Raw genomic sequence first — 15,743 nt, 5'->3', positions numbered from 1 at the left:
TCCCAACGCTCTGCGTGGGGAACGATCAGCGCGGTCTCTAGACCTGACCCTGGGCGCCTTCGAACCACGCCAGTTTCTCGCGCAGTTGCACCACTTCCCCGACAATCACCAGCGTCGGCGCATGGACTTCATGCTCGGCCACCAGGCGTGGCAGATCCGCCAGGGTGCCGGTGAATACCCGCTGGTTCGAAGTCGTGCCTTGCTGGATCAGCGCTGCCGGCGTGTCCGCCGCGCGACCGTGCTTGATCAGCTCCTCGCAAATGACTGGCAGCCCCACCAACCCCATGTAGAACACCAAGGTCTGCGCCGGGGAGACCAGGTCCGCCCACGGCAAGTCGCTGGTGCCGTCCTTGAGATGGCCAGTGATGAAACGCACCGACTGCGCATAGTCGCGATGGGTCAGCGGGATCCCGGCATAGGCCGCGCATCCACTGGCCGCGGTGATGCCTGGGACCACCTGGAACGGGATGCCATGGGCCGCCAGTTCTTCGATTTCTTCGCCGCCGCGGCCGAAGATGAACGGATCGCCCCCCTTCAACCGCACCACGCGCTTGCCTTGCCGGGCCAGATCAACCAATTGCTGGTTGATCTGGTCCTGGGGCACGGCGTGTTCGGAACGGCGCTTGCCGACGTAGATGCGTTCGGCGTCGCGTCGGCACAGTTCCAGGATTGCCGGGGCTACCAGGCGGTCGTAAAGCACCACGTCCGCCTGCTGCATCAGGCGCAAGGCGCGGAAGGTCAGCAGGTCCGGATCGCCCGGCCCGGCGCCCACCAGATAGACTTCGCCCGGCGCGTTCGGCGCCTGGCCGTCGATCTTTTCCCGCAGCAGGCGCTCGGCTTCGCCGCCCTGCCCCGCTAATTGACGGTCGGCGATAGGACCTTGGAACACTTCTTCCCAGAAGGCCCGGCGCTGCTGCACGTCCGGGAACAGCTGCTTGACCTGAGTGCGAAAACGCGCCGCCAGCCCGGCCAGTTGCCCATAGGTCGACGGAATCCAGGTCTCCAGCTTGGCGCGGATCAGCCTCGCCAACACCGGCGCGTCACCACCGCTGGACACCGCGATGACCAAGGGCGAACGGTCGACGATCGCCGGGAAGATCACACTGCACAGCGCCGGTGCGTCCACCACGTTGACCGGCACGCAACGCTTGTGAGCATTGGCCGAGACCTGGGCGTTGAGCGGCTCGTCATCGGTGGCGGCGATGACCAGGCCGCAGCCGTCCAGGTCCGATTCCACGTAACCGCGCAGGATGCATTCACCGCCGCTGCCACTGACCAACTCCCGCAATTGCGGCTCGATGTCGGGCGCAACCACCCGCAGCAACGCACCGGCATCGGCCAACAAGCGAGATTTGCGCAAGGCGATCTCGCCGCCGCCAACCACCAGCACGCGGCTGCCGCGCAGGTTGTGGAACAGTGGCAAATAGTCCATTTAGCCGATGACCTCGATGCCGCCCATGTACGGTTTCAGCACTTGCGGCACACGGATCGAACCGTCGGCCTGCTGGTAGTTTTCCAACACCGCCACCAGCGTACGGCCCACCGCCAGGCCGGAGCCATTGAGGGTGTGGACCAGTTCCGGCTTGCCGGTTTCCGGGTTGCGGAAACGCGCCTGCATGCGGCGGGCCTGGAAGTCGCCGCAATTGGAGCACGACGAAATCTCGCGGTATTTGTCCTGGCTCGGGATCCAGACTTCCAGGTCGTAGGTCTTGACCGCGCTGAAGCCCATGTCGCCCGTGCACAGCGCCAGCGTGCGATACGGCAGTTCCAGCAATTGCAGGACCTTCTCGGCGTTGGCGGTCAGGCTTTCCAGGGCTTCCATGGATCTCGACGGCTCGACGACCTGGACCATCTCGACCTTGTCGAACTGGTGCTGGCGGATCATCCCGCGGGTGTCGCGGCCCGACGCACCGGCTTCGCTACGGAAGCACGGCGTGTGGGCGACGAACTTGATCGGCAGTTGCTTGGCGTCGACGATCTCGCCGGCGACGATGTTGGTCAGCGACACTTCGGCGGTCGGGATCAGGTACAGATCCGCCTCGCCTTCGCGGCTGATCTTGAACAGGTCTTCCTCGAACTTCGGCAACTGGCCGGTGCCCTGCAAGGCAGGCGCCTGGACCAGGTACGGCGTGTAGGCCTCCTCGTAGCCGTGCTCGGTGACGTGCAGGTTGATCATGAACTGCGCGAGTGCGCGATGCAGACGGGCGATCGGCCCGCGCAGCAGGGCGAAACGCGCGCCCGACAACTTTGCCGCGGTCTCGAAGTCCAGCCAGCCGAATTTCTCGCCCAGGGCCACGTGGTCCTGTACCGGGAAATCAAAGGTTTTCGGCGTGCCCCAACGGCGCACTTCGACGTTGCCGTCTTCGTCTTCGCCGACCGGCACCGATTCGTGAGGCAGGTTCGGGATGCCCAGCAGGATCGAATCCAGTTCGGTCTGGATCGCGTCCAGTTCGGTCTTGCCGGCACTCAACTCGTTCGCCATGCGCTCGACATCGGCCATCAGCGGCGCGATGTCTTCGCCGCGCTGCTTGGCCTGGCCGATGGATTTGGAGCGCGCGTTACGTTCAGCCTGCAGGGCTTCGGTGCGGGTCTGGACGGTCTTGCGCTGTTCTTCCAGCGCTTCGATGCGCGCGACATCCAGGGCAAAGCCACGGGATGCCAGGCGGTCCGCTACGTCCTGAAGGTTGCTACGTAACAGTTTGGAATCGAGCATGTCGGTCTCTCGTTATCAAAGTTTGGTCAGGGACAGGCCGGCCCAGGTGGCGAGCAGCCCGCCGAACACGCTGATGGCCGCATAGCCCAGGGCCAGCGGCACCTGCCCGCTTTCCAGCAAGCGCACCGTATCCAGTGAAAAGGATGAAAAAGTCGTCAGGCCGCCAAGAAAGCCGACCATCAACCCCGCACGCACCTCGATGGGCACTTCGGGGCGAATCAGAAACAGGCCGTATAGAACGCCGATCAGCAGACAGCCCACGATATTAACGGCCAGCGTCGCGGTATAGAAGTGCCGCGGCCAATTTGCGTTGACCCAGTTGCCCGTGGCGAAACGCAACAGCGTGCCGGCGAGACCACCGGCGGAAACGGCAAGAATCAAGGGGATCACGGTTTTCTCCGCTGTCGTGGACTCAATCGGTCCAATTGCGCCAAGTGGTTGAGCTTCTCGCCGATCTTCAGCTCCAGGCCACGGGGCACCGGCTGATAGAACCGCTGGGGTTCGAGTTCCTGGGGAAAATAGTCTTCGCCGGCGGCGTAAGCGTCAGGCTCGTCATGGGCGTAACGGTATTCTTCGCCATACCCCAGTTGCTTCATGAGCTTGGTCGGCGCGTTGCGCAGGTGCAATGGGACTTCGAGGGAACCGTGCTCGGCGGCGCTGCGCATCGCCGCCTTGAAGCCCATGTACACGGCGTTGCTTTTCGGTGCACAGGCCAGGTAGGTAATGGCCTGGGCCACGGCGAGTTCGCCTTCCGGGCTGCCGAGCCGTTCCTGCACGTCCCAGGCCGCCAGGCACAGGCTCAGGGCGCGGGGGTCGGCGTTGCCGATGTCTTCGCTGGCCATGCGCACCACGCGTCGGGCCAGGTACAGCGGATCGCAGCCGCCGTCGATCATCCGCGCAAACCAGTACAGCGCGCCGTCCGGGTTGGAGCCGCGCACCGACTTGTGCAGCGCCGAAATCTGGTCGTAGAACGCCTCGCCGCCCTTGTCGAAGCGGCGCCGGGTATCGCCTAGCAGGCTTTGCAGCAGCTCGACGTCGATCTCGCTGTTGTCTTCGGCCAGGTCCGAGGCGTTTTCCAATAAATTGAGCAGGCGCCGGCCATCGCCGTCGGCGGCGCTGAACAGGATCTGGAAGCCTTCATCGCTGAGGCTGAGCTGACGCTTGCCCAGGCCGCGCTCTTCCGTCAACGCGCGATGCACCAGCTTGCGCATCGCCGCCTCATCGAGGCTCTTGAGGACATAGACCCGCGCGCGGGACAGCAAGGCGTTGTTGAGTTCGAACGAAGGGTTCTCCGTGGTCGCGCCGATGAAAATCAGCGTGCCGTCTTCCACATAGGGCAGGAACGCATCCTGCTGCGACTTGTTGAATCGGTGCACTTCGTCGACGAACAGGATAGTGCGCTTGCCGTACTGGCCGGCTTGCTGCTTGGCGATTTCCACCGCCTGGCGGATTTCCTTGACCCCGGCCAGCACCGCCGACACCGTTTCGAAATGCGCGTCCGAGACTTCCGCCAGCAGCCGCGCCAGGGTGGTCTTGCCCACCCCCGGCGGCCCCCAGAAGATCATCGAGTGCAAGGCCCCCTGTTCCAGGGCCTCGCGCAGGGGCTTGCCCCGGGCGAGGACGTGTTCCTGGCCGACATATTCATCCAGATTGGTTGCGCGCAGGCGGGCGGCCAATGGCTGGGCTATCGGGGCGCTTCGAAACAGGTCCATCACTGCTTATGCAACCTCCAGGCCTGGGTTATTCCTGGATCACATCGGCACCCTTGGGGATGTCGAACTTGAACTTGGACGGGGCGATCGGCTGATTGGCCTTGACCCCGGTGAACAGGATGTTGGTGCGCTGGCCGACGCTGTCGATCAGTTGCATGTCGTTGACCAGGCCGTTGCGGAACGACAGGCGCAGGCTGTCGAACAGACTGTCCTTGGTCTTGGGCTTGAGGGTGAAGTCGATCACGCCACCGGCCTCCTTGGAGGTGATCTCGAAACTCTGGCTGATCTCGGAAATGTCACCGGAGAGCAGCAGCGCTGGCGTCTGGGTCAGGCGCTGGTCGAGAGTCTTGATGGTCACCTGTTCCAGGTCCGGGTCCCACAGGGAGACTTTCTTGCCATCCGACACCATCAACTGTTCGGCCGGCGCATCGGTGTGCCAGTAGAACAGGCCCGGACGCTGCAAGGCCATGTCTCCCGCCGTTTCCTGCAATTGAGTACCACTGCCATCAAGGGTCAATTGCGAGAAGCGCGCGGTCAGGGTCTGGGAGCCACCCAACAACTGGGTCAGGCGGGCCACGTCCTTTTCGCCGGCATGGGCCGACAAAGTGGTCACGGCTAATACGGGCAACAGCAGCATGCGAATCAGGCGCATGGGAGTCCTCATGAATTCGTGGGGGGTCGAGCGGCGTGTCACCACGCCGCCCGGGTCATCAGTCGCGCATCGGGCCCGGCGCCAGTACTTCGCGCGAGCCGTTGGTGTTCATCGCCGTCACCACACCGGCCATTTCCATGGCTTCGATCATGCGTGCGGCGCGGTTGTAACCGATCTTCAGCTTGCGCTGTACGGCGGAAATCGAAGCCCGGCGGCTTTCCAGGACGAACTGCACCGCCTCGTCATAAAGCGCGTCGGTTTCGGCGTCGTCATCGCCGCCGCCGCTGCTGCCTTCGAAACCGCTGCCGGCTTCTTCGACACCGGCAAGGATGTCGTCGTTGTATTCAGGCGCACCGCGCAGCTTCCAGGCCTCTACCACGCGGTGCACTTCGTCATCGGAAACAAACGCGCCGTGGACCCGAATCGGCAGGCTGGTACCGGGCGGCATGTAGAGCATGTCGCCGTGGCCCAGCAGTTGTTCGGCGCCGCCCTGGTCGATGATCGTCCGTGAATCGATCTTGCTCGACACCTGGAATGCCATGCGCGTTGGAATGTTGGCCTTGATCAGGCCGGTGATCACATCCACCGATGGCCGCTGGGTCGCGAGGATCAAGTGGATACCGGCCGCACGGGCCTTCTGGGCGATACGGGCGATCAGCTCTTCGACCTTCTTGCCAACGATCATCATCATGTCGGCGAATTCGTCCACCACCACGACGATGGTCGGCAGCTTGTGCAGCAATGGCGCTTCGTCGTGGATGCTTTCGCGGTTGTACAGCGGGTCGGTCAGCGGCGTGCCGGCTTCCTCGGCTTCCTTGACCTTGGCGTTGAAGCCCGACAGGTTGCGCACGCCCATCTTCGCCATCAGCTTGTAGCGGCGCTCCATCTCGGCAACGCTCCAGCGCAGGGCGTTGGCCGCGTCCTTCATGTCCGTGACCACTGGGCAAAGCAGGTGCGGAATGCCTTCGTAGATCGACAATTCAAGCATTTTCGGGTCGATCATGATCAGCTTGGCGTCTTCCGGGCCAGACTTGAACAGGATCGACAGGATCATCGCGTTCACCCCCACCGATTTACCCGAACCGGTGGTACCGGCCACCAGCAGGTGGGGCATCTTCGCCAGGTCGGTGATAACCGGCTTGCCGCCGATGTCATGCCCCAGGGCCAGGGTGACTGGCGATTTGTGGTTGTCATACTCAGGCGTGGACAGCACTTCGGAGAAACGCACGATCTGCCGGTCTTCGTTGGGAATCTCGATGCCCACGGTGGTCTTGCCCGGAATCACCTCCACCACCCGCACGCTGGTCACGGCCAGGGACCGCGCCAGGTCCTTCGCGAGGTTGGCGATGCGGCTGACCTTCACACCGGCCGCCGGCTGGATTTCGTAACGGGTAATCACCGGGCCTGGATGGATCGAATCCACCGAGACCTCGACTCCGAACTCCTTGAGCTTGATTTCCAGCAGGTGCCCAACGGCGGCCAGGGATTCGGGGGAATAATTGAGTTGCTTCTTCTCGGCGGGGTCCAGGATCGAGATCGGCGGCAAGGTGCCTTCCACCGCGCTGTCGACGAACAGCGGCGCCTGTTTTTCCTTCTGCACGCGCTTGCTTTGCTCGGGCGGCTTGGTCGGGGCCATGGTAATGACCGGCGGCACCTGTTTTTCCCGCTCGGACATGTGTTTGCTCAGGGCCTGCTCGCGTTCGATCAGGCGTTCCTTGACCTTGGCCTGCTCGCGTTTGTCCGGCGTCGTCGGGGCCACCACGTCATGGACACGGTCGTCGACCTCGCGCAGTTGCGCCACCAGTTGCTTGCGCTCGTTGCGCGCCGCCCACCAGCGGTTCAGCGCGCCCTGGATCAACTCGATCAGGTCGAGGGTGATCTTGCCGGTGACGTCCATGACCTTGAACCACGACAGGTCGGTGAACACCGTCAGGCCGAACAGGAACAGGGCGATAAAGAGCAAGGTACTGCCTTGGATATTCAGGGCATTCCTGGCCAGGTCGCCGAGGCTTTCCCCTAGCGCGCCGCCCGCCCCAGCCGGCAAGCCGGTGGGTGCATGGAAATGGATATGGGCCAGCGCGGCCCCCGACAGCACGAGGAACACCAGGCCGATCAGGCGCCAGGAGAACAGCCAGCCGCTCCACTGCCACGGCTCATGGCGCTGGCGAAAAATCTGGTAGGTCTTGATCGCCAGCAGCAGCGGGAAAATGTAGGCGAAATAGCCCAGCACCATGAACAGGATGTCGGCGCTGTAGGAACCGGCCGGACCGCCGAAATTCTGCACGTCTTCAATCTTGCTGTTATGGCTCCAGCCCGGATCGTCCTTGCCGTAGGTCAGCAAGGCCATCATCAGGAACAGGCACAAGGCACCGATGGCGATCAACGCACCTTCCTTGAGCCGGTAGTGCAATTGTTGGCGCCAGAGCGGAACGACTGTCTTGGGTGCTGCGGTGGATTTCTTCAAAACGCTTCTTTTCCTGCGCCAATGGCGCGTCCATCTGTTGAATGACTATAAAAAACTGCCCATGACGAGCAGGTAAAAAAGTGAACGTGCACAACCGGTACTACTTTTACCACTGTGACATGCGTCCGGAAAACCGCAGGTGTTGCCGAAGATTTGATCTTTTGCCGCTCCTGCGTTCAAAACTCAAGCATTGTACGGGTTTGTCACGCCCGAGGCATTGCTCGTACGCTCGGCGACAGCATAGCCAGAAACAGGGGTTGATGGGCGCCAATTTGAGCATGCATTCTCTTTTGTGACAAAGGCTTATGAGGTGTTTTTATGAGCGAAGCGAAGCATTCACGCCTGATTATTCTCGGTTCCGGCCCCGCGGGGTACAGCGCAGCGGTCTACGCCGCCCGTGCCAACCTCAAACCTGTCGTCATTACCGGCATACAGGCCGGTGGCCAGCTCACGACTACGGTAGAAGTCGATAACTGGCCCGGCGACGTCGAGGGCCTGACCGGACCGGTGCTGATGGAGCGCATGCAACGGCACGCCGAGCGCTTCGACACGCAGATCGTCTACGACCATATCCATACCGCCAAGTTGCAACAGCGTCCGTTCGAACTGGTCGGCGACAGCGGCACCTACACCTGCGACGCGCTGATTATTGCCACCGGTGCCTCGGCTCAATACCTCGGGCTGCCCTCGGAGGAAACCTTTGCCGGCAAGGGCGTTTCAGCTTGCGCGACCTGCGACGGTTTCTTCTATAAGAACCAGGTAGTGGCGGTGATCGGCGGCGGCAATACCGCGGTGGAAGAAGCCTTGTACCTGTCCAACATCGCCAAGGAAGTGCATTTGGTTCACCGACGGGACAAGCTGCGCTCGGAAAAAATACTCCAGGACAAACTCTTCGAAAAAGCCGCCAGCGGCAACATCCGCCTGCATTGGAACCAGAACCTGGACGAAGTGCTGGGTGACGCCAGCGGCGTGACCGGCGCGCGCCTGCGGCACAGCGAGACGGGGGAAACCAGCACGCTATCCCTGGCCGGCGTGTTCATCGCCATCGGGCATAAACCCAATACCGATCTGTTCCAAGGCCAGTTGAAGATGCGCGACGGCTACCTGATCGTGCGCGGCGGCAGCGAAGGCAACGCCACCGCAACCGATATTGAAGGTGTATTTGCCGCCGGCGACGTGGCCGATCATGTTTACCGCCAGGCTATTACGTCCGCCGGCGCGGGTTGCATGGCCGCTCTGGACGCAGAGAAGTATCTCGATGACATCCCGGCCGTTTGACGGTTAACCTCTAGGGCGGGCTCCGAACAGGGTCCGCTACCCTCCCCTTCTGCAAGTTCGGATAACAATGCTGACTTGGTTACAACGCAACACACTGGATTTTCCACCGCTGGAAAAGGCCATGCGCGACCCCAACGGCCTGCTGGCCGCTGGCGGCGACCTGTCCGCCGATCGGTTGATCCAGGCCTATCGTCACGGCTGCTTTCCCTGGTTCTCGGAGGGCCAGCCGATCCTTTGGTGGTCGCCGGACCCGCGTACCGTGCTGTTTCCCGACGAACTGCACGTCTCGCGCAGCCTGAACAAGCTGTTGCGCAAGCAACGCTACGAAGTGACGTTCGACCGGGATTTCGCCGCGGTCATCAAGGCGTGCGCCGCACCCCGCGATTATGCCGACGGCACTTGGATCACCGACGCCATGCAGACCGCTTATCTGCAATTGCACCAGCGCGGCTTCGCCCACTCGGTGGAAGTCTGGGATCAGGGCGCATTGGTGGGCGGTCTGTACGGCCTGGCGATGGGGCAACTTTTTTTTGGCGAGTCGATGTTCAGCCGGGCCGACAATGCATCGAAATTCGGCTTCGCCACCCTGGTCCAACACCTCAAGGAAGCGGGTTTCGTGCTGATCGACTGCCAGATGCCCACCGAGCACCTGCACAGCCTGGGCGCTCGATCGATTCCGCGCGCAGCGTTCGCCGGTTACCTGAAGGCCAACCTGGATCAGCCCAACCGTGCTTCCTGGGTTTGCTGAGCGATATTCGCGCTCCTGGCTTACACTTCAATTGAAGTTTATTTCCGAGGGTCGATCATGACTGAGTTGGCGCGCTTGAAGTTCTATGCCACTCAACCCCACTCCTGCAGTTATCTGCCTGAGGAGCAGGCCACGACGCTGTTCCTCGACCCTAGCCAGCCCATGGATGTGCACGTCTACGCAGACCTGTCCGAGATGGGTTTTCGTCGCAGTGGCGATCATCTCTATCGGCCCCATTGCCAGCATTGCAACGCGTGCGTTCCCGCGCGCATCCCTGTGGCTCGATTCACGCCCAATCGCCAGCAGAAGCGCATTTTCAAGCGCAACGCCGACCTGCAGGTTCGGCCGGCCAAGCCACAGTTCAGCGAAGAATACTTCGACCTGTACCAGCGTTACATCGAACAGCGCCACGCCGACGGCGACATGTACCCACCCAGCCGGGACCAATTCTCGACCTTCCTGGTACGCGACCTGCCATTTTCGCGGTTCTATGAGTTTCGCCTCGAAGGCAAGTTGATGGCCATCGCCGTCACCGACCTGCTGCCCAACGGGCTGTCCGCGGTGTATACCTTTTACGAGCCCGACGAAGAAAAACGCAGCCTCGGACGCTACGCAATCCTTTGGCAAATCAACGAATGCCGGCGCCTGGGCCTGGAAGCGGTCTACCTGGGCTACTGGATCAAGAACTGCAAAAAAATGAACTACAAGACCCAATATCGGCCCATTGAATTGCTGATCAACCAGCGGTGGGTTGTCTTGAACTAAGGCAGCTCGCGGGTTCTTGCTCGGTCCCGGCGCCAGCCTCATTGATGAACCTCCCAAGAACCCCTTGGCTTGCCCCCCCTTTTTCGGGCACAATGCACGCCGCTTTTGCCTGGCGCAGTTGCACCGGGCCATTCACTGGATACCGAGGGCTTTACTGCATGTCGAAAGAAGACAGCTTCGAAATGGAAGGCACTGTCGTCGACACCCTGCCCAACACCATGTTTCGTGTGGAGTTGGAAAATGGGCACGTCGTAACCGCGCATATCTCCGGCAAGATGCGCAAGAACTACATTCGTATTCTTACCGGTGACAAAGTGCGCGTCGAGCTGACGCCCTATGACTTGAGCAAAGGGCGCATCACTTACCGCGCTCGCTAACAAGTCAATACAAAACGCCCGGCTCATGTCGGGCGTTTTTGTTTGTGGAGCGTGGGAACGATCCCAACACACAGAAAAAAGGCGCCTTTCGGCGCCTTTAGCTTGATGCAGGTAACGGTCAGGCCATTTCGGCCGTGGTTTCGAAGTCGAACGTCAGCTCGCCGTCCTTGATGTCGATGTGAACTACACCGCCATGCTCGGCCAGTTCGCCGAAGAGGATTTCCTCGGCCAGCGGACGCTTGATCTTGTCCTGGATCAGGCGAGCCATCGGCCGCGCCCCCATCGTCACGTCGTAACCACCTTCCGCCAGCCAGCTGCGAGCCGCATCGGTGACTTCCAGCAATACGCGCTTGTCTTCGAGCTGCGCCTGAAGTTCGGTAAGGAACTTGTCCACCACGCTCTTGATGACTTCATGACTGAGCCGACCGAACTGGATAATGGTGTCCAGGCGGTTGCGGAATTCAGGCGTGAAGCTCTTCTTGATCACTTCCATCGCATCGGACGAGTGGTCCTGATGGGTGAAACCGATCGAAGCGCGCGCCGCGGTCTCGGCACCGGCGTTCGTGGTCATGATGATGATCACGTTGCGGAAATCCGCCTTGCGCCCGTTGTTATCGGTCAGCGTACCGTGATCCATGACTTGCAGGAGCAAGTTGAAGACTTCCGGATGCGCCTTTTCGATCTCATCGAGCAACAGCACGCAGTGCGGTTGCTTGGTAATCGCCTCGGTCAGCAAGCCGCCCTGGTCGAAACCGACATAACCTGGAGGCGCACCGATCAGACGCGAGACGGTGTGACGCTCCATGTACTCGGACATGTCGAAGCGCACCAGCTCGATGCCCATCGCCTTGGCCAATTGCCGCGCCGCCTCGGTCTTGCCGACACCAGTAGGACCGGCGAACAGGAACGAACCCACCGGTTTGTCCGGCGACTTGAGACCGGCGCGGGACAGCTTGATGGCGGTCGACAGCGAGTCGATGGCCGCATCCTGGCCGAACACCGTCAACTTCAGGTCGCGCTCCAGGTTACGCAGCAATTCCTTGTCGGAACTGGTGACATGTTTTGGCGGAATCCGCGCGATTTTCGCAACGATGTCCTCGACTTGCGGCACTTCAATGCGCTTGACCCGGTTTTCCACCGGTTGCAGGCGCTGGTAAGCGCCCGCCTCGTCAATCACATCGATCGCCTTGTCCGGCATATGCCGGTCATTGATGTAGCGCGAGGCCAGTTCGGCAGCGGCGCGCAGGGCTTCGTCACTGTACTCGATGCCGTGGTGCAGCTCGAAGCGGCCCTTGAGCCCGCGCAGGATACCGATGGTGTCTTCCACCGACGGCTCCGACACATCGACCTTCTGGAAGCGCCGCGCCAAGGCACGGTCCTTCTCGAAGATCCCGCGAAACTCCTGGAACGTGGTCGAGCCGATGCAGCGGATATCACCCGACGACAGCAACGGCTTGAGCAGGTTGGACGCATCCATCACGCCACCCGACGCCGCCCCGGCACCGATAATGGTGTGGATCTCGTCAATGAACAGGATCGCCTGAGGACGCTTCTTCAGCTCGCCGAGCAACGCCTTGAAGCGCTTCTCGAAGTCACCGCGGTACTTGGTACCGGCCAGCAAGGCGCCGAGGTCGAGGGAATACACCACGCTATTGGCGAGCAGGTCCGGCACCTGGTTGTCGACGATGCGCTTGGCCAGGCCTTCGGCGATTGCGGTCTTGCCGACGCCCGCCTCGCCCACCAGCAGCGGGTTGTTCTTGCGACGCCGAGCCAGGATCTGCGCCACGCGCTCGACTTCCGCCTCGCGCCCGACCAGCGGGTCGATACGCCCCTGGCGCGCCAGTTCGTTCAGGTTGCTGGCATAGGCATCCAGCGGATTGCCCGAAGAAGAAGACTCACCGCCCTCGTCGTCCTGCATATCCTGCTCACCCTCGGAGTGATCGCCATGCCCCGGCACTTTGGAAATGCCATGGGCGATGTAGTTGACGACATCGATGCGTGCAACGCTCTGCTGCTTGAGCAGGAAAACCGCCTGGCTTTCCTGTTCGCTGAAGATCGCGACCAGCACGTTGGCTCCGGTCACTTCACGCTTGCCCGAGCTCTGTACATGAAAGACAGCACGTTGCAGGACACGCTGGAAGCCCAGGGTTGGCTGGGTTTCGCGATCCTCATCGTGGACGGGGATCAATGGCGTGGTGGAGTCGATGAACTCCTGCAAATCATGCTTGAGTTTATCGAGGTTCGCGCCGCAGGCACGCAAAACGGTGGCGGCAGCCTCGTTATCCAATAGGGCCAGCAGCAGGTGCTCGACGGTCATGAATTCATGACGCTTCGAACGAGCCTCCTTGAAGGCAAGATTGAGGGTGACTTCGAGCTCGCGGTTTAACATAGCTTCACCTCATACCCAAGTGGTCGGCGTTAACCGTCCTTCTCGATTTCACAGAGTAGCGGATGCTGGCTTTCCCGGGCGTACTGGTTGACCTGCATGGCCTTCGTCTCGGCGATGTCGCGGGTAAACACTCCACATACTGCCCGCCCCTCTGTATGGACGGCCAGCATGACCTTGGTCGCCAGCTCGCGATTCAGGTTAAAAAACACCTCGAGCACTTCGACGACGAAATCCATCGGTGTGTAGTCATCGTTGAACAAAACCACCTTGTACATCGGTGGCGCCTGTAACGCAGGCTTGGCTTCCTGAACAGCAATGCCTGCGGAATCGTCGTCATGTTGATCCGGGCGATCCTGATTGAATGTTAGTCGAATCTGGCTGATTGCATGCATGGAAAGAAAGGTTCGTTTAGTTAGCGAATACAGTGATGGGGTCACTTGCAGGCGATTTCAACCGCTACTGCCCGATCACCTTGACTATCGGGAAATCGGTGTTACAACCAATAGAGCCCACCGTGGGTTAAAAAGGTCCGCGAAGTCAATCCGATTTCCATTGATCGACGGCGGATGATCAGGATGATACTCCGTTGGCGGGGTGTGTTGCAGAGGGAAATTGGTATGTCGGGCACCGGGATGCGATTCAAGGGAAAGGTCAAATGGTTCAACAATGCCAAGGGCTATGGTTTCATCAACGAAGAAAAACGTCGAGAAATCGAAGAGAAACCCGAAGAGAAACCCGAAGATCTCTTCGCCCATTACTCGGCCATCCAGATGGACGGTTACAAAACCTTGAAGGCCGGGCAAGAAGTAACATTCGATAAAATCCAGGGACCGAAAGGCGTGCACGCCATCGCGATCACCCCGGTCACCGTCGAGGTCGAAATCGCTCCCGTGGCCGCCAGGGCTCGCGTCACCGAAAACCACTGACGCCCTACCCCAATCCAAGAAAAATGCCCGGTTCGATCGCTCGAACCGGGCATTTTCTTTTGGCCTGGACGCGCTTACATGTGCGAAATCAGCGCATCGCCGAAGCCAGAAGACGACACCAGCTTGGCGCCGTCCATCAAGCGCTCGAAGTCATAGGTCACGGTCTTGGCCGAAATCGCGCCGTTGGTGCCCTTGATGATCAGGTCGGCCGCTTCGGTCCAGCCCATGTGGCGCAGCATCATCTCCGCCGACAGGATCAGCGAACCCGGGTTGACCTGGTCCTTGCCTGCATACTTGGGCGCGGTGCCGTGGGTGGCTTCGAACATCGCCACGGTGTCTGACAGGTTGGCGCCCGGCGCGATACCGATACCGCCCACTTCCGCCGCCAGGGCATCGGAGAGGTAGTCACCGTTGAGGTTCAGGGTCGCGATCACATCATATTCAGCTGGACGCAACAGGATCTGCTGCAACATCGCATCGGCGATAGCGTCCTTGACGATGACATTCTTGCCGGTCCGCGGGTTCTTGAACTGCATCCACGGCCCGCCGTCGAGCAGGGTGGCGCCGAACTCCTCGGCCGCTACTTCGTAGGCCCATTCTTTGAAGGCACCTTCGGTGAACTTCATGATGTTGCCTTTATGCACGATGGTCAGCGAATCGCGGTCATTGTCGACAACATATTGCAAGGCTTTGCGCGCCAGACGCTTGGTGCCCTGCTTGGAAACCGGCTTGACACCAATACCGCAATCTTCGTCGAAGCGGATCTTGGTGACGCCCATTTCTTCTTTCAGGAATTTGATGACCTTGGTGGCCTCGGCCGAACCGGCTTTCCATTCGATGCCGGCATAAATGTCTTCGGAGTTCTCGCGAAAGATCGTCATGTCCACGTCGCCAGGCTTCTTGACCGGGCTGGGCACGCCTTCGAACCAGCGCACCGGGCGCAGGCAGACATACAGGTCGAGTTGCTGGCGCAGCGCTACGTTCAGCGAGCGGATACCACCACCGACCGGGGTGGTCAGCGGACCCTTGATGGAAACCACATAGTCCTTGACCGCGTCCAGGGTTTCCTGGGGAAGCCAGGTGTCCTGGTCGTAGACCTGGGTCGCTTTTTCACCCGCGTAGACTTCCATCCAGGAAATCTTGCGCTTGCCGCCATAAGCCTTCTCAACCGCTGCGTCGACGACCTTGATCATGACCGGACTGATATCAACGCCAATGCCATCGCCTTCGATGAAGGGGATGATCGGGTTGTCGGGAACATTAAGAGAATGGTCTGCATTGACGGTGATTTTGTCACCGGCGGCCGGAACCTGAATCTTTTGATACCCCATGCTGAACTCCATTGCTTGGATTGAACATCTGGCTGCGTTCGAGCGTACCCCAGTTGTATCGGCACGCAAACCCTACGTTCGGCCCATGCCGGGCAAATTAATCAAGTTCGCCGCGTACAAGCCTGAAAACCAAGGGAAAAGCGCCAAACTTGAGCATAGCCCAGCGCTGCGACCTGCGACGTTTAGACCAATGGACGTGTACGGAAGTCTATGAACCGTCGGCAGATCGCCAGCTACCTATGTATAATGCCGCCGCTGACCACAGGGTCACGATGGCTGACGGCTCTATTACGAGACTTTCCGCCAATTTGAAAGCCGGTCCGTTACCGCGGGCCGACCGCTTGACGCTCGACTGATGCACCCAACATCACCGCGAAGAAACCTCGAC

The 15,743-nt window shown here is 60.7% G+C and carries 14 protein-coding genes; 5 read left to right on the top strand and 9 right to left on the bottom strand.

From position 1 onward, the window contains the following. Positions 1-37: 37 nt before the first annotated feature. From cysG to J3P95_RS10335, 6 genes are read right to left on the bottom strand one after another with little or no spacing between them, the layout of a single operon-like run. The gene (gene cysG / locus J3P95_RS10360; RefSeq protein WP_434577442.1) at positions 38-1,432 is read right to left on the bottom strand and encodes a siroheme synthase CysG; all 1,395 of its coding nucleotides are present in this window, start codon (positions 1,430-1,432) and stop codon (positions 38-40) included. Continuing rightward, positions 1,433-2,713: a serine--tRNA ligase gene (gene serS, locus J3P95_RS10355; RefSeq protein ID WP_434577444.1), complete on the bottom strand. Its 1,281-nt coding sequence runs from the start codon at positions 2,711-2,713 to the stop codon at positions 1,433-1,435. Between the two features lie 15 nt (positions 2,714-2,728). Further along, the gene (crcB, locus tag J3P95_RS10350) at positions 2,729-3,103 is read right to left on the bottom strand and encodes a fluoride efflux transporter CrcB (RefSeq protein ID WP_434577446.1); all 375 of its coding nucleotides are present in this window, start codon (positions 3,101-3,103) and stop codon (positions 2,729-2,731) included. After that, positions 3,100-4,425, bottom strand: coding sequence for a replication-associated recombination protein A (locus J3P95_RS10345; RefSeq protein WP_434577448.1), 1,326 nt, complete (start codon positions 4,423-4,425; stop codon positions 3,100-3,102). Before J3P95_RS10345 ends, crcB begins: the two co-directional genes overlap by 4 nt. A 28-nt stretch (positions 4,426-4,453) precedes the next feature. After that, the gene (gene lolA / locus J3P95_RS10340) at positions 4,454-5,077 is read right to left on the bottom strand and encodes an outer membrane lipoprotein chaperone LolA (RefSeq protein ID WP_434562679.1); all 624 of its coding nucleotides are present in this window, start codon (positions 5,075-5,077) and stop codon (positions 4,454-4,456) included. Positions 5,078-5,135: 58 nt separating this feature from the next. Next, positions 5,136-7,541, bottom strand: a complete 2,406-nt coding sequence (locus J3P95_RS10335) for a DNA translocase FtsK (RefSeq protein WP_434562677.1) — start codon at positions 7,539-7,541, stop codon at positions 5,136-5,138. A 318-nt stretch (positions 7,542-7,859) separates the two neighbouring features. On the opposite strand from J3P95_RS10335, the gene trxB reads away from it, so the two are divergent. The 4 genes from trxB (at position 7,860) to infA (ending at position 10,709) form a co-directional block, all read left to right on the top strand. After that, entirely contained in the window at positions 7,860-8,819 is a 960-nt protein-coding gene (gene trxB, locus J3P95_RS10330; protein ID WP_434577451.1) for a thioredoxin-disulfide reductase, read from the top strand. A gap of 67 nt (positions 8,820-8,886) precedes the next feature. Further along, positions 8,887-9,567 carry a leucyl/phenylalanyl-tRNA--protein transferase gene (gene aat / locus J3P95_RS10325; protein ID WP_434577453.1) on the top strand — a complete coding sequence of 227 codons (681 nt, stop codon included), beginning with the start codon at positions 8,887-8,889 and terminating at the stop codon, positions 9,565-9,567. Positions 9,568-9,624: 57 nt separating this feature from the next. Then, positions 9,625-10,332: an arginyltransferase gene (locus tag J3P95_RS10320; protein ID WP_186609286.1), complete on the top strand. Its 708-nt coding sequence runs from the start codon at positions 9,625-9,627 to the stop codon at positions 10,330-10,332. Positions 10,333-10,490: 158 nt separating this feature from the next. After that, positions 10,491-10,709 carry a translation initiation factor IF-1 gene (gene infA / locus J3P95_RS10315; protein ID WP_002553999.1) on the top strand — a complete coding sequence of 73 codons (219 nt, stop codon included), beginning with the start codon at positions 10,491-10,493 and terminating at the stop codon, positions 10,707-10,709. 118 nt (positions 10,710-10,827) lie between these two features. On the opposite strand, the gene clpA is transcribed toward infA, so the two are convergent. Further along, positions 10,828-13,098: an ATP-dependent Clp protease ATP-binding subunit ClpA gene (gene clpA, locus J3P95_RS10310; RefSeq protein ID WP_434562671.1), complete on the bottom strand. Its 2,271-nt coding sequence runs from the start codon at positions 13,096-13,098 to the stop codon at positions 10,828-10,830. A gap of 29 nt (positions 13,099-13,127) precedes the next feature. After that, on the bottom strand, positions 13,128-13,490 hold the full coding sequence (gene clpS, locus J3P95_RS10305; protein ID WP_053157775.1) for an ATP-dependent Clp protease adapter ClpS: 363 nt from the start codon (positions 13,488-13,490) through the stop codon (positions 13,128-13,130). 240 nt (positions 13,491-13,730) lie between these two features. On the opposite strand from clpS, the gene J3P95_RS10300 reads away from it, so the two are divergent. Continuing rightward, positions 13,731-14,024 (top strand): cold shock domain-containing protein, encoded by a 294-nt coding sequence (locus J3P95_RS10300; RefSeq protein WP_434581242.1) that lies wholly within the window; start codon positions 13,731-13,733, stop codon positions 14,022-14,024. A gap of 74 nt (positions 14,025-14,098) precedes the next feature. On the opposite strand, the gene icd is transcribed toward J3P95_RS10300, so the two are convergent. Further along, positions 14,099-15,355 (bottom strand): NADP-dependent isocitrate dehydrogenase, encoded by a 1,257-nt coding sequence (gene icd / locus J3P95_RS10295; protein ID WP_434577455.1) that lies wholly within the window; start codon positions 15,353-15,355, stop codon positions 14,099-14,101. Positions 15,356-15,743: the final 388 nt, after the last annotated feature.

The sequence above is a fragment of the Pseudomonas sp. Z5-35 genome, from assembly GCF_051131945.1.
In the GTDB taxonomy this organism is placed as follows: Bacteria; Pseudomonadota; Gammaproteobacteria; order Pseudomonadales; family Pseudomonadaceae; genus Aquipseudomonas; species Aquipseudomonas marvdashtae.
The sequence above is the reverse complement of the archived record's forward strand: the minus strand, read 5'-3'. Positions and strand labels throughout refer to the sequence as shown.